This is a genomic window from Jeotgalibaca sp. PTS2502 (assembly GCF_001975685.1).
In the GTDB taxonomy this organism is placed as follows: domain Bacteria; phylum Bacillota; class Bacilli; order Lactobacillales; family Aerococcaceae; genus Jeotgalibaca; species Jeotgalibaca arthritidis.
On the sequence record NZ_CP019433.1, the window covers coordinates 1,683,784 to 1,702,856 of the forward strand.

The window sequence follows — 19,073 nt, forward strand, 5'->3', positions numbered from 1 at the left end:
CACTGTATAAACTCGGATGTCCAACCATTTCGAATTCATGAGTCTTAGCCATAAATCACTCCCCCTTCACTATGATTTTTCAAATTATTTACTATACCTATCGCTCTTAAAATTTCCTCAGCAACTAACAGGGCTCCTCTCCCTGTTACTAGGCTCTCTAAAACTGCTAGCTTGCCCCTATTACTTATAAAATAGTCTTCTAAACTATCATTTAGTTTTAAATAGTCGATTTCTGGAGCTTTCCCTAAATACGGTACGCCAAACTCTTGTAAAGAAGAACATATTAAGTCTTGATTAGCTGCTATACTAAAAATAATTGGAATACTTTTTTGCGAAATGACTTCATACACCGTACTACCGCCTGCAGTAATAACAATCTTTGCAGCCTTTATTAATTTTTTTAAACTATTTGGTTTATAAATAATCTCTAGATTTTCTATAGGTAAGTTCTCTATTTCTTTAATGTAGCTATCTGGAAAACCCGGACCTATTATCGCTTTTATATTAACCCCTATATTTTTAATAGCACTTAATATTTTTATCATTGTAGAATGTGGATCCGTTCCACCTGTTGTAACAACGATTCCTTCCTTATGCGTTTTTTCTTCATTATGAAGCCAATATTCTTCCTTCATCAGTAAATATTCAGTTCCTAACAGACAAATTTGATCGTTATTTTTCTTGTAATTTAGCTTAGGCGCATAAATATTTCCATTATTAATAATATCTGGAATAGAGGAATCATATAGATCGTTATTATCATCAATTAACATCAGTTTTGTTCTTTTCTTAATTTCTTTTAAATACACATCATTTCCTAAATAGGAATCAAAAATAAATAAGTCCACTGGTATAGTTTTAATAAATATCAGATCTTCTTCTATATTATTTAGTACTCTGAATTCAAATAGTGTATCTTTTAATAACTTTTTTAATTCTTCATTAACTAGAAAAATAATGTTAATTTCTTTATTTAAGTAGATTAATCCTTTCGCCAAAGAAAGGCACCTATAAAAGTGCCCGTAACCGATATTTTCTCCACCTAAAGTACGTATCAATATCATTTTCAATCAATTAAACTCCAATCAACTGGTGTTCCTCTATCAATATCTTTGGAGACTTGCCTACCTATTATTTTGTTATAATTTCTCGGATGTAAGCCATATCCAGGTCGTATAGACCTCATATTCTTTTCAGAAATCACTTCACCTTTTTTAATATCTTCTGTAAAAAAAAGTGACCTAGAAAACTCTCTATTCTTTTTCGTTTTCTCGTTTAAATCATAGGTAATTTCCCCTAAGGCTGACTCAATATGTCTTATTTCGTCTACCATTTCTTTAAATTCATCTATTTCCATGGAAAATGAAGAATCTGGTCCACCTATACTTCTATCAAGAATAACATGTTTCTCTATAAATCTCGCACCGAGTGCTACTGCTCCAATAGCAACGGTACTACCTAGAGAGTGGTCTGAAAGTCCAACATTTACTCCAAACGTTTGTTTCATGTTAGGTATCGTTAATAAATTCATTTCCTCATACGGTGACGGATAAGCGCTCGTACATTTTAATAGAGTCACATCGTTATTTCCCATTTTTTTACACGTATCAACCGCTTCTTTTATTTCCTCAATAGTTGCAATGCCCGTAGAGATAATAACTGGTTTCCCTTTTGATGCAACATATTCAATTAGTGGAATATCTGTTATCTCAAAAGACGCAATTTTATAAATAGGCGTATTTAATTCTTCTAGTAAATCAACGGCCGTTTTATCAAATGGTGATGAGAATATTGTCATTCCAATTTCTCTCGCATAATCAAATAATTCTTGATGCCATTCCCAAGGTGTGTAGGCCTCTTTATATAGTTCATAGAAGGTTGTCCCATCCCAAACGGTCCCTTGCTTAACCTGAAAATAGTCATTATTACAATCTATTGTAATTGTATCTGGCGTATAAGTCTGAATTTTTATCGCATCTGCACCAGCATCTTTTGCTGCCTTTATAGTATCTTTTGCAATTTGAATATCATGACCATGGTTAGCAGATAACTCAGCGATAATTACTGTTCTATCATAGTTTATCATTTTTTCCACCTGTATTTTTCTCTTTTTAAATAATCTTATAATCAACTATTTTTAAAATACCATCATTACATCTTACATAATACTCATTACCTATATCCGTAATTACAGCAATTTTTTCTATATATATGTTTGTATTATATTCATTCTCAATAGTATTTATAATTATTTTTTTTCCATTATTCAGAAAATAATATGCTCCTGGATATGGATATGCTTGGGCTCTTACAAAATTAATGATTTGACTTTTATTTTTATAAAAGTCAATATAGCCCATTTCTGGTATTCTCTTACCGTAGTAAGAAGCTTTTGTGCTATCTTGTTTAATAGCGACAAATCCTGCTTCAATCTTAGTTAACGAATCTATTAATAAAGAAGGATATATTTCCTCAAATTTTTTCAGCAATGAATATCCCGTATCAGAAGTCTCAATTTTCACTCTAACTTGTTCTATAATTTCCCCAGTATCAATACCTTCGTCAATCAAATGACATGTTACACCTGAATACTCTTCACCATTTATTATACTCCATACGTGAGGCGTCCTTCCCCGATAACTAGGCAATAACGAGCCGTGGATGTTTATTGCATACTTTGAATTATCAAAAAATTTCTTTGGAAGAATATATCTATAATTAATACTAATGATGTACTCTACTGATATTTGATTACTATCAAACACATTATTCTTTCTCATATCATCGTAATAGTATTGTATTCCATTTTCTGTTGCAAAATCAGTTAGTGTGTAAGAAGAACTATCTTTATGCGTTAAGATAAAATGAATATCATATCCATTTTTAATTAATACTTTTAAACATTCTATAGCTAGACTACCATAGCCACAAAATACGACACTTTTATTCATTGAAGACTCCTTTACCTAGTTATATTAATAAAAAAACTATTTTTTATAACATTTTTGCCTGATATTTTTATTAATACCTACAAGCTCTTTTTTCTGATTAAATAATTCTATAATCTCGCTGAGATAAAAATCATGTTCTTTGTCGTATAGCTCTTTATATATTTTTGTAATCAATTCAAAATCTTCCAAAGTATCCAATGTCCATCTATGTTGAGAATAGTCCGGAGTCATTGAATAATTTACCAATGTGAACTTATCTGGATTTTCGTAAAAATATGGCGTGACATGTTCTCTCTCATATGGCTGCTTAGCACTTTCAAATGTTTCCTTCAAACTATCGAAAGAAATTATTTCTAAATCTAATCCTCTTGGAAAAGTTCTGGTCAACGTATTACTTAAATAATCAACACGATTTTCTTGTTTCAGTTTATGATATTCATTAACCATTTTGTCTATTACTTTTGGGTCTATTAGAGGGCAATCAGAGGTTATTCTTACAATGGCCTCTGATTGACTTGCCTCTGCCGCATAATAGTATCTGGACAAAACATCATCTTCGGATCCTCTATAATATTTAATGCCTATTCGCTTAACTTCAGCAACTATCTCATCATCACTCGGTAAAGTCGTTGTTGCAATAACAATTTCATCAATTTCTTTTGCTTGCTGAACTCTCCTAACAACATGACTTAATACGGTTTCTTCGTTTATTTTCATCATTACCTTACCAGGTAGACGAGTAGAACCCATTCTAGCCTGGATTATTACTACAGTTTTCATATATCACACTACTTTCTGTAATAGTCAATAATCTTTTTAACGCCGGCAATAACATCATCAATATCATCATCTGACATAGCTGGAAATAGTGGTATGGTTACAATTGATTTGTAAGTTTCTTCTGCTACTGGGCACAGTCCTTTTTTAAATCCTAAATCCCTGTAGTAAGGGTGCCAATATACCGGAATATAGTGAACGTTTACCCCAATATTTTCCGCCATTAGAGCATTATATATCTCTTTTCTATCTACTTTAATTTTAGATAAATCTAATTTTAAAATATAAAGATGGTTCGATGTATCGGAATATGCTTCATTTTTTTGAAGAATTAAGCCATCTATCTCTGCGAAGGCTTCATTATATCTATTGACAATAGTCTTTCTTCTTTGAATAAAAGCATCTATTTTTTTTAGTTGGCTAATACCTAGAGCGGCTTGAAAATCTGTCATTCGATAATTAAAACCAAGGTATTGTTGCTCGTAATACCAGCCACCATTACTTTTATCTTCTAGTTGATCAGGCTCTCGGGCAATGCCATGGGACCTGAAACTAAGTAGTCTATGATAGAACGTTTCATTATTAGTAGTGATAATGCCACCTTCACCAGTCGTAATTGTTTTCACCGGATGAAAACTAAACATTGTCATATCAGCTAACGATCCAACGTGTTTACCTTTAAATTTTGTACCTAAAGAATGGGCCCCATCTTCAATAATAACAATATCTTTTCCTTTAACTAACTCTTTAATTCCTTCTATATTGACAGCCTGACCTGTGTAATCGACAGGAATAATTGCTTTTGTTTTTGACGTTATTTTTTTCTTAATGTCATTAATATCAATATTAAAATTATCTTTATCAATATCTGCAAATACAGGTTTTCCTCCCATAAACAAAACACAGTTAGCTGATGATGCGAATGTCATTGGTGTCGTAATAACCTCGTCACCTTCAGAAATACCAGCTGCATAGCATGCTCCATGTAAAGCTGCGGTTCCATTTGAAAACGTCACAGCATATTTTGCGCCAACATAAGATGCAATGTCATCTTCAAACTCTTTTGCTTTCGGTCCTGTCGTTAAAAAATCTGATTGTAAAACCTCACTCACTGCATTCAAGTCACTCTCATCAATGAATTGTTTCGCATAGGGAAGAAAGGTATCTCTTATAGGTGTTCCACCATATAATGCTGGTTCCAATATTTATTCCTCCGATTAAAAAATTAGATTAAATGATTGATTTTATGTCTTAATTCTTCTACATTAAGCCATTCTTTATTTGTTTCTGAATTATATTCAAAGTCTTGAGCGATGGGTTTACCACCGGGAAATATTTTTTCAACTGTCCACCAATTAAATTGAGGATAAATAATATAGTGCTTATCATACTCGTAAGTCATTCTAGATTCGTCTTTAGGTATCATAATTTCGTGGAGCTTTTCTCCCTCGCGAATGCCTACTTCTTTTATAGAAACGTCATCTGACAAAGCATTCACTAAATCACCGATTCTAAAAGAAGGTATTTTGGAAATATAGATTTCTCCGCCATTAGATTCTTTTAATGCTTTAAAGACTAGGTTTACACCTTCTTCTAGTGTAATCCAAAACCTTGTCATTCTGACATCTGTAACAGGTAATTCTTTTTCTCCCTTTTCTAATAACTCTTTAAAGAATGGTATGACTGAACCTCTACTACCCGCCACATTCCCATACCTTACTACTGAAAACGCAGTACCAGTGTCTCCCGAATATGCATTAGCAGAAATAAATAATTTATCAGAAACTAATTTTGTCCCACCATAAAGGTTTATTGGATTTACTGCTTTGTCAGTTGAAAGTGCAACAACTTTTTTTACGCCACAATCTAAGGCAGCATCAATAATATTTTGTGCCCCATGAATATTAGTTTTAATTGCTTCAAAGGGATTATATTCGCTAGCGGTCACTTGCTTCATGGCAGCTGCATGTATAACATAGTCAACACCTTTAAATGCTCTATATAATCTATCTTTATCTCTTACATCACCAATAAAAAAACGCAATTTAGATTGTTGCTCTTTTATTAACTTAGATGAAAACAGTTTTTTAACTTGATCCTGTTTAAATTCATCTCTTGAATAAATAATGACTCTGGATGGATTATATTCTTTAAATATCATTTCAATAAATTTTTCCCAAACGATCCCGTTCCACCAGTAATTAAAATAGATTTGTTATCTAACACATTAATTGCTCCTTCATTTCTTTATAGAGAGTTTCAATCATGCTAATATCCTGCTTACAAACAGTCATAAATTTTCTAAAGCCGTGAATGATTTTTTCACCTTTTAATTTCGGATTTTTCTCTAAGTTTAAACTATCAATGCTATCTACCAACACTTTATAGAGAACCCTATTCATCGGTAGAATGAATGTTATATAGAAATCATTTTTTTCTATCTTCCTCAAAGCTGTGTTCAACTTAATATAATGATTTTCTGCTTGTGTATAGTTTCTATTTTGGATTGCCTTTTCTATTTTACCCAATATTGCTGTGTACTCTTCATTTAAGTCCAAAGCATTTTTATAGGCTCTATCCATTCGTTTAATCTGTCTATTGAGATGATTGTGGTCATACATTGTTTTGTTATTTTTTAACCAATCTTTATCGACAATTGGCTCGATAAGTTGCGTCTTTAGAACTTTATTTAATTCGATAAACTCAGTTCCTTCAATATGAGCACCACCTGCTGTTGTATTAATGATTTTACTGTTTGATATAACAGCAATCAGATTTTCCATCTGCTGTCTCATCACAATAAATGTCTCATTTGTCAAAATTTCATTCCCATAGACATCTTTTATCCAACTAGCTGCTTCTAATTCTTGCTCACTGAGCTTCTTAGCGTAAGAAATTCCCTCAGAATATCTTTCTTTTCCTTTATAACCTAGATTTTGTCCCACTAAAATAATAGTACTAAAACCCAAAATTGATAGTAATTGTAATGTCACAATAGCAATAGATGGCGCATCAGAAATAATATTTATAGGTTCTGATGATTCATTTTTTAAGAAATAGCTCGCAACAGAATCTTGACTTGTTATCATATGGTACTTACTTCCAGGGTATCCTTCTAATGTTTCATAACCTACAGAAGAACCATAGATCATAGGGATAGTTTGAATATTATTTTGTTTTGTGGTAACAAACACATTTTGGTTAAAGACTCCTGGATCATACGTACACGCTGCATCTGGATAGATACCATGATGTATTAATGTATTGATAGAAGATCCCACACTAAATATATAAGCCAATCCTTCTTCTTTAATCTTTCTAAGATTTTCAATTTCTTCATTTAACGATGGGCCTGCAGAAACTAAAACCGCTGTTTTACCCTTGAAACTATTTTTCTTTTCCAAAATAATATTTGGAGTTTGTAATGTCTCATTGAAATTCTTTAAACTATTAATAACCCATCTCTTTTGAAAAGATTGGTTTGTGTATAGTGAATTTTTTTTGCTTTTCAATAGCGCCAAAAAATCTTCTTCAAATGTTTGATAAGCTTCCTTGAAAATCTGTTGATGGGAAGGGAGAATGACTATTTTCAAATTATCTCGATTTCGATCGATGAATGTCTCAAGAGTAGAATCTCCGATTTGTGTACCAATTCCTTTAAAACGGTTAATATTCATTTTTTTGATGCTGACATTGGATAAAAATGAATATAGCAGCTCTGGAACAGGTTCATAAAGATAATAATTAAGGCTTGGGTACTCTTTTAGTAGTAGTTCCACATGGTAACCTAAGCCTGTACCATAAAATAAGACACTTGAACGATCATCAATATCTTCTAAAGATGATACAATCGTTTCAGCTTCCCGTAATGGATTATATTTACTGTGCAAATAATTTTTTTTACCATTTGTTGAAACAGCAATTGTTTTCTGTCCATTTTTAGTTTCTTCTAGAGTACTCACAATTAGTTCTTTATCAAGTAAATTGAGTTGGCTGAGGATATTAGGAAACTCTGATTTTAACAGCCCTAGATTATCTTCTAGTATCATCGTTAACCTCCTAATCTAGAGATGGCTTTAGTTGTTTAGCCATGTCAGCGTATCGTGTTTTAATCTCATAAGATAGAATATCTGCAATCATAACCGTGTCCTTAGTTAAAATAGCTTCTTCAAAATCGCCAATAACATCATCAAACTCGCTGACAATATCTGAATATTCAACCCAACCCGTTTGTTTTTTAGCAACTTCTTCTAGTTTTGCTTCTGCTTTTACTGCTTGATTCATATTAATAATCCAATCTAGTCCACCTAACAAGTCTGCTAAGGTTGCCCATGATGTATCATCTGGTTGTTTATAAAAATCATCTGCTAATTTTCCAACTAACTCTGGTGCGTTTTCGAGATATTCTAAAGCCGTATCAAGTGTATCGTTCACCAACTCTTGATAGCTAATCAGATTTATTTTGACTTCCTCTATTTGGTTAATATGGTCTAATAAATAATTGTCATAACCACTAAATACTTCTTCTCCATCAATGTCCATTGATTTGATTGTATCCGTCGTTTTATTAATGGTATCTTCAATTGCTATTAAAATCTCAGCCACATTTTCTCTGGTATTTTGGAACTCTAATATTTGGTTATCAATATAAATTTTCAATCTAATTCCTCCAGTTTTAAACACTATTCTCATTATCGGTATTTATCTTATATATTTAATCATATCGTTATATTGAAAATAATAACAGATATGATTGTGGAAAACCTAAAAAAAACTACCTGTTTACAGGTAGTCTAAAATGGATGTCTGCAATACTTTCGTTCCCATTTGAAGTGATGCTGAGTAAGCCACATACTCCATATTGAACTGCATATATTTTTCTGCGAAATCAATGTCTTCTTTTGACGATAACATTTCTTTCAGTCCTAATTCTTGGCTCTCATTTCTAGCCTGTGCTGACTTCATTCGGTTAGAAACTGCACCGATTTCTGTACGTGTTCTCACCACATTATCAATTTGGTTATCGAGCTTTCCAAGGCTGTCTCTCATAGCATCCGCATTATTATTATCCAAGCCTTGTAGAACAACTGACAATAACGAACCTAAATTCGTTCCATCTGCTTGTTCATTCAACAATCCGCCCCCACTTGATGGAATTTGGACTGTAACGCCAGACGCAATCTCGCGGCTAATGTTTTCATCTGTTCCCTGATAACTGATTCCAGTCATCTTGCCATCTGCATCTTTTTCAATGACAAATGGCACTTTTGTCGTTTTAGTTCCGCCAAACACATGACGGCCACCAATTTCTGTATTTAGAGCATCCACAAAGGTTGCCAATTCCATTTCAATCTCTGCCTTAACTGCAGTACGTCCTTCTGCATTCATAGTGTCGTTAGCAGCTGACTGAACGAGCGTCTTAATACGCATTAATGAATTCGAAGCATTTGATAAGGCTGAATCTTGCATATCTGTCCAGCTAATTGAGTCTTCAATTGTTGTTTGGTATTGGGCATTTTGAGTAATGCTTGATTTTAAGGTCATGATTTCTGAAACAAGTAATGGGTTTTCAGATGGTTTGGATACTTCCTTCATAGAAGAAAGTTGATTTTGATACTTTTGAACGTTTTGTTGGTTTCGAGATAAGTTTCTTAAATAGCTCGAAGACATTATATTATCGGTTATCCGCATGATTACACTCCTGTTCGGTTAATCAAGGTATCAAGCATTTCATCAACAACAGAAATGATTCTCGCATTCGCTTGGAAGGCACTACTGAATTTCATCATGTCGACAACTTCCTCATTCATTGAAACACCTGATATTGCACCTCGTCTGTTTTCTAAGAAGGTCAGAACTTCTGATTGGCTAGCAGCCATATTGTCTGCTTGTTCTTTCATAATACCCATGCTTGTTACCATGTTGTTGTAAGCACCGCTGGTTGTTGAGCCATTGTCTTGTGCTTTGAAGCTCATTGTTGTTTCATCATATTCGGCATCGAATGTCGCGCCAAAATAGTTAATCTTGGCTGTTGCTAATGCTGAGATTGCAGTCGCACGTGATCCATCGCCGGCTGGCCGTTCATCAGACGGTGCATCAATGGATTGACCTGCATTGACTTTTGAAGAGTCATCTAAAATATCTACATTTACTTTTAGTGTTTTAGCACTATTAGTTTCAAATACTTCGAAGAATAGAATTCCTTTGCCGTTATTACTATGGATTGTATTAACTGCTGTAGCGAATGAATAAACAAGTCGGTTTAATTCTTCTTGCTTACCGTTAACTAATTCTAGGGCTTCTTGTGAGCCTTTGATACTACCGTTTGTTACTGAGACAGCTTTATATGTACCGTCTTCAGATGCAATCATCATATTGCCTTGGTCATCAGCAGCAGATACAAAGGCTAGTTTCTGAACAGCATTCCCTTTCAACAGATAATGTTCACCTAGTTTCACTTCAACTTGGTAGTTCTCATAACTGAATTCAACATTTGACATACTTGCTAATTCGGTTGTTAAACGGTCACGTTGATCAAGCAAATCGTTTGGTGTATCACCTTTTACCGTCACATTAAAAATTTGTTGGTTTAAGGTATTTAATTGTTCTATCTTGTTGTTGAAGTCCATGACATCTTTTTGAATGGCGTAAACGGTGTCTGATTGAACGCCTTCAATTTGGTTAGACATATGGGCTAATGTGTCTGCTAAACTCTGTGCTTCTTGGCTAACCATTGTTTTAGCAGTTGGCAGTTCTGGATTCGACCCGAGATAGTTCCAAGCAGAATAGAACTTGCTTAGTCCGTTACTCAAGCCTGTTTCTGATGGCTCATTAAAAATCATTTCTAGTTTACTTAAAATTTCTGATTTTTGAGCATAACGGTTGTATGAACCTGATTCTTGTTGGATTTGCTTCGTTACATAGTCGTCGATGACACGAACGACTCCAGATAATTTAACACCTGTTCCAATCTGTCCCACGCCACCTAAGTGATAGGGATTTTCAGCTTCGAAATTAACACGTTGGCGTGTGTATCCGTCTGTGTTCATGTTAGCTAGGTTATGACTTGTTGTTTGCAGCGCTGTTTGAGAGGCTGCCATTCCTCTTGTTCCAATATTTAATGTTCCAAATAATCCTGACATGGTCTTCCTCCTATAGCGACTGATTCAACAAGTTGGCTTGTGAAGCGCCTGTGTGGTACCCCTCTTTGGAGTATGTTTTAGTTGATTTTTTAACGCCTTCATTGAAGGCTGTAATGACATTATCAACGAATTGCATACTCTGTTGAGTCAGCAACAGGTTTGTTTCTTGTAGTTCGCGAATTCTAAAAACAGCTTCCTCAACTAATTCTCGGTCTACACCACTGAAATCAATTGTTGGTAAGCTGTCTACGAAATGTTGTTTTTGTTCTACGATTGCTGCTAGTTCTTTACTGTTATTAGACGTTAGAATACCTTTTTCTGTTTCTAATAAGCTGATAAAGTCTTCTAACAGTTGCAAACCATTTTTATCTTGTGCCATTACACTCTATCCTTTTTCTGTTCAGCCATTGCATCCATCATGCCAGAAGCAATTTTGTCAGCTGAAACCTGGTAGTTTCCATCTTGGATTGCTTTTTTGATTGCATCTAATTTCTCATTGGCAGAACTGCTTAATGTTGCTTGAGATAATTTCTTTGCTTCATCTGAAATTTCTACAGATACATAGTCTTGTTGCTGTGTTTTTTGAATAGGTTGCTTTTGGCTCTCAGCAGATTGTGTATGACTGTTGCGAACGTTATTTAAATAATGTTGATGTCCATTAGTGATTTTCATTTTGAAGAGCCTCCTTTAATTTTAAATCGCTTCATAATGAGGTTTATATCCTCGCTCTTACTATCTATCGGTTATTTTTATTAATAGTTAATAGTCTTTCACTATTTTATTAAAAAAGGAAGTGAAGTGCAAGAGGTCGAATTGGACTTAAACTGTCGACTGAGAACTTATTTCGGGCTCACTCGACAGTTTCGCCGGCACCAGCCCATATAAAAAGGACTTGAGCCGCACATTCGCATCTCAAGTCCTTCCTGATTTATGTTATAAGTTATTTAAACGGTTTTCTTTGCTTAAAATATTAGTAATTCTGATCCCAAAGTTTTCGTTAATCACAACAACTTCGCCTTCAGCAATCATTTTACCATTTACATAAATACTTAGTGGCTCTTCTGTCATCTTATCTAATTCGACAACTGAGCCTGTCCCTAATGATAAAATATCGCGGATGGTCTTTTTACTTTGTCCTAACATAACGCTTAGTTCAAGCGGAACATCCATAATTAAATCTAGATTTTTTGGGCGGTGTTTAGGATCCGCATTATCCAGCTGTTGGAATTCTGGTTTCTTAACGGTAACGGATACTTCTTCTACAGCGCTTGTTTCTGGTGCAGTTGGTGGTGCTTGTTCAACTACTGGCGCTGCTGGTGGGGTAACGTCTTCAATAACAGTTGCTTTATCTTCCAACATGATGCGTGTTATATCATGAACTGCATCTAGTGTGAACACTTGCATAATCGTACTATTGAGTACGGATTCTACTTCTAATTCAAATGAGATTTCACATACAGGAATATCTAATTTACTTTCATCAAAGTTAATGCTGTTCTTCTCATCCCAAAGTGATACATCTGGTGGGAAAATATCTACGGTTCTGCTGAACATAGTTGCCATAGCTGTTGAAGCTGACCCAATCATTTGATTCATTGCTTCAGCAACGGCACTCATTTCAATTTCTGTTAGTGTTTCAGATTGAACTTGTCCATCGCCGCCCATCATGAGGTTAGCAATCTTACCAGAGTCACTCACATCTAGCATTAGCATATTGTTCCCTATGATGCCTTTTTTAAATTCAATAGATGTGACAACTTTTGGTTTATATGAAGCAGCAAGGATGTTTTTCATATTTGTTGCTTTTACGCGTGGTGTTGTGATGGTAACTTTGTAGCCCAAGATTTCAGATAAGGTAGTAGCAGCTTGAGACATAGAGATGTTTCCAACTTCGCCAATAATATCCTTATCCATTTGGCTTAATGCTTCATTGGCTGGTGCTTCATCAGCTGGTGCATTTAGACCCATCATCATTGCATCAATTTCTTCTTGTGTTAATGCTGAATCGCTCATTCTTCTTGATTTCCTCCTATATCCTCTAACACTTCTACTGCCATCATATCGTCTCTAACGCCCGGCTTCACTAAATAGTACGGTTCCTGTTCAATCGAAAGAAGAAGTGGTTCATTTATTCTTTTGTCTAATGTAATAATGTCTCCTACTTCTAACTGCAGGAAATTATCTAAATTAATGTGTGTCTTTCCGAGTAGAACCTCTAAATCTAACCGGACACCTTGAATGTTTTTAGCTAATTGCTCTTGCTCTGTAGAATCTGTGCCTTTACCTGAATGAAACCAATTTCGCAAGCTCAACTTATCCAGTAATGTTTCAAAGAAAACATATGGGATACACAAGTTCATAAATGAGGTATCGCCCATCATTTCAATGGTAAAGGTAACAAGGGTTACAGGTTCATTAGGAGATATAGCTTGAATCGTTTGCGAGTTGTTCTCCATAGAGTCCATTCTCACTTCAAGTTGAATAATGTCTCGCCATGCATGTTGGAAGGCATCCCCGAATTGGCGGATAACATCTTCTAAAATAGCTAATTCAATTTCTGTAAAATAATCTTTTGTGACTTCATCTTTAAATATATTATCTTCTGAACTCCCACATAAAATTTCAACGAGTTGGAAACAAATTTGTGGGTTTATTTCGACAATTTGAATACCTGGTTGAGGATCTGCATGGAACATACCCATCATGGTGAAACGAGGGACCGAATGCATAAATTCGTCAAAACTAACTTGTTCAATTGACATTAAGTCAACAGATACATTAGAACGCAGCTGTGTCGTCAATAGGTTGCTAGCAATTTTTGAATATTCTTCAAAAACCATGTTTAAAGTCGACACATATTCCTTGGATAAGCGAACCGGTCTTCTAAAATCATAGCTTTTTACTTTAGGTTGTTCTTTTTCTTCAATCTTGGCTACATCGATTTCTCCGGTCTTCATACCTTCCATCAATGCATCAATTTCTTCTTGCGATAAAACTGGATTCACGTTTACCCCTCATTCTTGGAAAATAAAGTCGGCAAATTGATAAGATTCACAATCTGATCGTCTCTAAATAAAACTCCTTCAATCGCATCATTGACTTGCTCTTCTGCTAGTTGAATATGATCATCTTCAATATCAATCACTTCTTCTACTTTTCCTAATGCGAATGCTACTTTCCGGTTGCCGCTGTTAATAATTACCGTATTATTGTAGCATAAATTCTCTTCGTTTATAGGGTTTTGGTGATTATTCAGAAATTTGTCAAAGTCTATAAGAGAAATAACATTTCCTCGCAAATTAATTAACCCTAGCAACCAAGCAGGTGATTGGGGAACGTCTGTCCATTTTTGAGGATCTGTTATTTCCTCTACTTCACTAGAACGTATTGCATAAACTTTATCTTTTAGAGAAAAAATGACAAGTTGCAACTAAACCCCTCCATTACAAACTAACTTTACTTAGTGACTTGATTACTCGAGCTGTATCAAATGGCTTAACGATAAAATCAATAGCTCCCATTTTAATTGCTTCCATTACCATACCTTGTTGTCCCATAGCACTACACATGATTACTTTTGCTGCAGGGTCAACTGCTTTGATTTGTTTCAATGCTTCAATGCCATCCATTTCTGGCATGGTAATATCCATTGTTACAAGGTCTGGTTTTACTTCTTTATATAGGCTAACTGCTTCCAAGCCGTTTTGAGCTTCTCCAACAACATTATAGCCGTTTTTTTCTAAAATATCTTTCAATTTCATTCTCATGAAAGCTGCATCGTCTACAATTAAAATATTTTTCGCCATTTTTATACTACCCCTTTAAAATTTTATCTCTGTCATTAATTTTTCTAACATACCATTTTGAGGAACAAAGTAAAGGGAGGACTCCCACTTAATCCCTTCGATTAAATATTCATTTTTAAATATCCATAGGTTCTCATCATACTGTAACTCTTCTAAATATGCACTAGTTAATAATGAACCAAACATATCCTCCATAATGTATGGTACATCTGTTTGTACCTTTAAATCAAGTAAGGTTGAAATAGCCTGTACGAAGGTATTCACAAGGATATTGACTAGCTCACAAACTGCTGATTCTGCCAACTCTTCCTTGGCTTCATAGCCCTTTAGCAATTCTCTTGTAATATCGTTAAACCCTAAATCACTCAAGACAAATAGAAACATTCCTTCAATATCGCCCGCTGATTGCATTTGAACGGCACGAACAACGGTATCTGCCGGCATAATCTGTTCAAATACTGCTTCATAAGCCATTCTTTCTAGGACAGGAACTCTCATATTGACTGTTTTATCGAGTAGTTTTGATAAGCTGGTTGCGGCATTGCCGCCACCTATGTTCAGAACTTCTTTCAATATATCTAGTTGGCTTGCCGTATATTTTTCAGACATTTAGCATTCGATTCCTTTCTAAACAGATGGCTGTAATATCTAGAATTAATATCATGCTTCCGTCACCCATAATAGCAGCGCCTAAATAAGGTACGTCTTGTCCAACTTCAGGTCCTAGCTCTTGGATAACAATTTCTTGCTGGCGCACAATCGCATCAACTGCCAAGGCATATTGTTTGCCTTCAATAGTTACAATAATGACATGGCTAGCCTCGTCATTATCAGCAGCAAGCTGGAGCTGTTTTTCTAAACGAATGAGTGAAATACCTTTGTCGCCTACCATTAGAATTTCACCGTTATGCGTTTGTTTAACTGCATCTGTATCCATTCTAATCACTTTATTAATCACACTTAGCGGTATAGCCAATGTGTGCTCTTCTACCTTCACTAATAGAGCTGGAATAATAGATAAAGTTAACGGCAAGCTTAACCGGAAAATAGTTCCTTTATTAGGTTCGCTGACAATGTCAATGCTACCGCCTAGTTCTTGAATCTTAGTTTTAACAACATCCATCCCAACACCGCGACCAGAAACTTTCGTTACTTCTTGCTTAGTCGAGAAGCCTGGATGGAAAATGAGTTCTTGAATTTCTTGTGTTGTTAAACCATCTGTTGAAATGCCTTTACGTTCAGCACTTGCCTTAATTGCTTCAGCATCCAATCCCTTACCGTCGTCTGAAACAGAAATTAATACGCGGTTTCCTTCTTGATAAGCAGAGATTTTAATAGTCCCTCTAACATCCTTACCAAGCTCAAGACGTCGTTCTGGATTTTCGATACCATGGTCTGCACTATTTCGAATCAAGTGAATCAATGGTTCGCCCAGTTCTGATACGATCGTACGATCTAGTTCTGTATCGTCACCTTCAATAACCAAGTCCATTGGCTTACCAGCATCTGAACTCAAGTCACGAACTAAACGTGGGAAACGGTTGGTTACCGTTTGTAACGGCTGCATTCGAATATTAAGAACAAGACTTTGTAGTTCATTGGTAATCCGAGACACATAAGTCAGTGTTTCTTCTAATGGTTGATTACCTGTTTTTTGGCTAATATCCTCGAGCTGAGTCCGATAAACAACCAATTCTGATACCAAGCTCATAAAGGAATCTAACTTATCAATATCAACCCGAATCGAATGGTTAGGTTGGTGGTTTGCAGCAGCTTTTTTCGCCGTAACTTGTGTATTTTGCTCTTCCTTTTTAACAGTTGTTTCCTCTTTTTGAAGCTTATTAATAACTACTGTCTCTACTTCACTAATTTGTTTAATGGTTTCAACGATGCTGGCTTCATCAATTTCTGAAAAATAAAGACATTTGAATAGATGTCCAAAATCGTCTGTTTCTAACACATCTGGCGATGGTTCAGTTTTAATAATTTCTCCGAACTCTTCCAGCTTACTCATCACCAAAAAGGCTCTCGCATTTGCCATCATGCTATCTGACTCAATTTTGACAGCAATGGTGTAAGCTTTATAACCATCCTTTTGAGCACTTTTAGCAACTTCCCAATCTGAGTCGTCTAATGTCATCGTTGACACAATGGCTGCCTCTACTGCAGCTTCAGTTGGTTGGTTCGCTGTCGCGCCTTCTGACGTTACCTTGTCACACATGGCAATAATATCAGAATAGTCACCTGAGTCTGATTCTCCCGCACGAATGCGGTCCATAATTTCAGCCAAGGCATCCAAACTCTTCAATACAATTGTAATGATTGTTTCGTTAGCAGCTTGATTTTTTTCCTTTAAAAAGGAAAAGACATTTTCCAACTTGTGCGTCACTTCCGTCATAGTTGTGAATCCCATTGTCGCTGCCATTCCTTTTAATGTATGGGCAGAGCGGAAAATTTCATCAACGATGGATAAGTCAGTTGGATTGTGTTCCAAATCTAAGACTAAATCGTTTAGCTTCATCAAGTTATCATCAGTTTCCTCGTAAAACATATCTAGGTACTGAGAATTATCATCCATTTGTCATCCTCCTTTATTCTATTTTTTCGTACAAGAATGATCCTATTTTTCGTAATCCGTATTTTGCAGGGTTATAAATCGTTTCGGTTGCACCAATAAAGAAAATACCACCCGGTACAAGCGCATCGCTCATTTTTTGATAAAGGTCATCTTTTACTTCGTCGTTGAAATAAATCGTTACATTTCGACATAGAATGACGTGATAACCTTTATCGTATTTTCCGACAATTAAATCATGCTTCTTGAACTCGACCAATTTCTTTATGTCATCACTCAGGTGGTAAAAGGGTTCGTCTGCTTTAAAGAAACGTTGCAAATCTACCGCTTCGACATTTTTAACGTCGGCATCACGGTAGATTCCTTTGCGTGCTTTTTCTAAAATATTTAGATCTAGATCTGTTCCAATAATTTTTGCTCGACTCTCCAAATTTTTCTTTTTCAGGGCGATGGCCATCGAATAAGCTTCTGCACCAGTTGAACATGCTGCGCTCCAAATTTTTAATTCTGGAAACTTTTGAGGTAACTCTTCAGTTAATACCGTTTCAAAGTCAGCGAAAATGTCTTTGTTTCGGAAAAACTCGGTGACATTAATCGTGATATAGTCCAAAAAATCATTTCTAATTTGCGCATCATTTTTTATTTTTTCGGCATAACTCGCTAAGTCAGTGGCCCCACTCTTCTTCATAATAGTCGTAATGCGACGCTGTAATTGTCTTTGTTTGTAACCGTCTAATTGTAGATTTAACTCTGATTTCGTCCAATCATAAAACTTCTCAAATTGTAGTGTCATTTACTTGTCCTCGCAACTTTATTAATGATGTCTGAAATGCAGTTCAAATGGACGCAAATATCTACGACGCCAGCATCAACAGCACTTCCCGGCATACCATAGACCACACAAGATTCTTTGTTCTGAGCTAGCGTATAACCCCCCGCTTCTTTCACAGCCTGCATTCCTTGCGTACCATCTTTCCCCATGCCAGTTAAAATAACCGACAACAAGCGATTCTTATACAGAGGCGCTGCTGATTCAAATAAGTGATCAACGGCTGGCCTAACGCCATTTCGTTTTTCGGTTTGAGTTAAAAACAGCTCATCCTGATGAATATGCATATGATAATTTCCTGGTGCAACATAGACTGTTCCAGCTTGTATTTTTTCCAAATGACTCGCTTCCTTAACAGGAACTTGCGCACTGTCGTTCAGTCGTTTAGCAAATGAAGCGGTAAAGCCTTCCGGCATATGCTGAACAATAAAAATAGGAATAGCTAACGTTGACGGTATCGCCTGAACGAGCTGCATCAGTGCACGTGGTCCTCCGGTTGAAGCGCCAATCACGATGGCTTTATAAGCCTGATCAAGAATATCTGCTTCGTTAGCTGGTGTAAATTCTTTTTTTGCGCCACTGTCATCTTCATCCTTTTGAAGAACTGATTTTAAGTGATAAGCCAACTGGCGTTGGAATTCTGCTGCGTTTTCTCTTAGATTTTGTGGCTTTTCAATAAAATCAGTGGCTCCTGATTCAAGAGCAGCAATGGTTATTTCTTTCCCTTGCAAGGAACTCAGCATGAATACGGGCAAATCGCTGATTTTCCTAATTTTCTTAACGGTTTCGAGACCGTTCATTCCAGGCATTTCAACATCAAGCGTGATAATATCAGGGCGAAGGAGCGCCATTTTATTTAAGGCGTCTTCACCGCTCCGGGCTGTGCCAATCACTTCAAATCCGTTAATTGCAGAGATTTGCTCTGTCAATATTTTCCGCATGAATGCAGAATCATCTACAACTAAGATGCGTGTTGCCATCATACTCACCCTT

General features: G+C 35.6%; 20 protein-coding genes. All 20 read right to left on the minus strand.

The features are described from left to right. Positions 1 to 44 precede the first annotated feature (44 nt). Positions 45 to 1,070 (minus strand): hypothetical protein, encoded by a 1,026-nt coding sequence (locus BW721_RS08305; RefSeq protein ID WP_076767806.1) that lies wholly within the window; start codon positions 1,068 to 1,070, stop codon positions 45 to 47. Then, positions 1,067 to 2,086, minus strand: a complete 1,020-nt coding sequence (gene pseI, locus BW721_RS08310; protein WP_076767808.1) for a pseudaminic acid synthase — start codon at positions 2,084 to 2,086, stop codon at positions 1,067 to 1,069. Before pseI ends, BW721_RS08305 begins: the two co-directional genes overlap by 4 nt. A gap of 25 nt (positions 2,087 to 2,111) precedes the next feature. Beyond that, on the minus strand, positions 2,112 to 2,951 hold the full coding sequence (locus BW721_RS08315) for a methionyl-tRNA formyltransferase (RefSeq protein ID WP_076767810.1): 840 nt from the start codon (positions 2,949 to 2,951) through the stop codon (positions 2,112 to 2,114). A gap of 36 nt (positions 2,952 to 2,987) precedes the next feature. Continuing rightward, positions 2,988 to 3,731 (minus strand): cytidylyltransferase domain-containing protein, encoded by a 744-nt coding sequence (locus BW721_RS08320; RefSeq protein ID WP_076767812.1) that lies wholly within the window; start codon positions 3,729 to 3,731, stop codon positions 2,988 to 2,990. Positions 3,732 to 3,739: 8 nt separating this feature from the next. Continuing rightward, entirely contained in the window at positions 3,740 to 4,930 is a 1,191-nt protein-coding gene (pseC, locus tag BW721_RS08325; protein ID WP_076767814.1) for a UDP-4-amino-4,6-dideoxy-N-acetyl-beta-L-altrosamine transaminase, read from the minus strand. A 23-nt stretch (positions 4,931 to 4,953) separates the two neighbouring features. Then, positions 4,954 to 5,889 (minus strand): UDP-N-acetylglucosamine 4,6-dehydratase (inverting), encoded by a 936-nt coding sequence (pseB, locus tag BW721_RS08330; protein ID WP_232222913.1) that lies wholly within the window; start codon positions 5,887 to 5,889, stop codon positions 4,954 to 4,956. A 58-nt stretch (positions 5,890 to 5,947) separates the two neighbouring features. Then, the gene (locus BW721_RS08335; protein WP_076767816.1) at positions 5,948 to 7,777 is read right to left on the minus strand and encodes a motility associated factor glycosyltransferase family protein; all 1,830 of its coding nucleotides are present in this window, start codon (positions 7,775 to 7,777) and stop codon (positions 5,948 to 5,950) included. A gap of 10 nt (positions 7,778 to 7,787) precedes the next feature. Further along, entirely contained in the window at positions 7,788 to 8,387 is a 600-nt protein-coding gene (locus tag BW721_RS08340) for a hypothetical protein (protein ID WP_076767818.1), read from the minus strand. A 123-nt stretch (positions 8,388 to 8,510) separates the two neighbouring features. Beyond that, on the minus strand, positions 8,511 to 9,419 hold the full coding sequence (flgL, locus tag BW721_RS08345) for a flagellar hook-associated protein FlgL (RefSeq protein ID WP_076767820.1): 909 nt from the start codon (positions 9,417 to 9,419) through the stop codon (positions 8,511 to 8,513). Positions 9,420 to 9,421: 2 nt separating this feature from the next. Beyond that, complete coding sequence (flgK, locus tag BW721_RS08350) at positions 9,422 to 10,870, minus strand: flagellar hook-associated protein FlgK (RefSeq protein WP_076767822.1); 1,449 nt, start codon at positions 10,868 to 10,870, stop codon at positions 9,422 to 9,424. A gap of 10 nt (positions 10,871 to 10,880) precedes the next feature. Continuing rightward, the gene (locus BW721_RS08355) at positions 10,881 to 11,249 is read right to left on the minus strand and encodes a hypothetical protein (protein WP_076767824.1); all 369 of its coding nucleotides are present in this window, start codon (positions 11,247 to 11,249) and stop codon (positions 10,881 to 10,883) included. Then, a complete protein-coding gene (gene flgM / locus BW721_RS08360; RefSeq protein WP_076767826.1) occupies positions 11,249 to 11,542 on the minus strand; it encodes a flagellar biosynthesis anti-sigma factor FlgM in 294 nt (97 codons plus the stop codon). The genes BW721_RS08355 and flgM overlap by 1 nt, the downstream gene beginning before the upstream one ends. Before the next feature lie 261 nt (positions 11,543 to 11,803). Further along, positions 11,804 to 12,883, minus strand: coding sequence for a flagellar motor switch phosphatase FliY (gene fliY / locus BW721_RS08365; protein ID WP_076767829.1), 1,080 nt, complete (start codon positions 12,881 to 12,883; stop codon positions 11,804 to 11,806). Next, the gene (fliM, locus tag BW721_RS08370) at positions 12,880 to 13,875 is read right to left on the minus strand and encodes a flagellar motor switch protein FliM (protein WP_076767831.1); all 996 of its coding nucleotides are present in this window, start codon (positions 13,873 to 13,875) and stop codon (positions 12,880 to 12,882) included. The genes fliY and fliM overlap by 4 nt, the downstream gene beginning before the upstream one ends. Before the next feature lie 2 nt (positions 13,876 to 13,877). Continuing rightward, the gene (locus tag BW721_RS08375; RefSeq protein WP_076767833.1) at positions 13,878 to 14,300 is read right to left on the minus strand and encodes a chemotaxis protein CheW; all 423 of its coding nucleotides are present in this window, start codon (positions 14,298 to 14,300) and stop codon (positions 13,878 to 13,880) included. A 13-nt stretch (positions 14,301 to 14,313) separates the two neighbouring features. Further along, positions 14,314 to 14,676 (minus strand): response regulator, encoded by a 363-nt coding sequence (locus BW721_RS08380; RefSeq protein WP_076767834.1) that lies wholly within the window; start codon positions 14,674 to 14,676, stop codon positions 14,314 to 14,316. A gap of 15 nt (positions 14,677 to 14,691) precedes the next feature. After that, entirely contained in the window at positions 14,692 to 15,285 is a 594-nt protein-coding gene (locus BW721_RS08385; protein WP_076767836.1) for a chemotaxis protein CheC, read from the minus strand. Next, entirely contained in the window at positions 15,278 to 17,254 is a 1,977-nt protein-coding gene (locus tag BW721_RS08390) for a chemotaxis protein CheA (RefSeq protein WP_076767839.1), read from the minus strand. The genes BW721_RS08385 and BW721_RS08390 overlap by 8 nt, the downstream gene beginning before the upstream one ends. Before the next feature lie 13 nt (positions 17,255 to 17,267). Next, on the minus strand, positions 17,268 to 18,044 hold the full coding sequence (locus BW721_RS08395) for a CheR family methyltransferase (RefSeq protein WP_076767841.1): 777 nt from the start codon (positions 18,042 to 18,044) through the stop codon (positions 17,268 to 17,270). Continuing rightward, entirely contained in the window at positions 18,041 to 19,060 is a 1,020-nt protein-coding gene (locus BW721_RS08400; RefSeq protein ID WP_083686919.1) for a protein-glutamate methylesterase/protein-glutamine glutaminase, read from the minus strand. Before BW721_RS08400 ends, BW721_RS08395 begins: the two co-directional genes overlap by 4 nt. Positions 19,061 to 19,073: the final 13 nt, after the last annotated feature.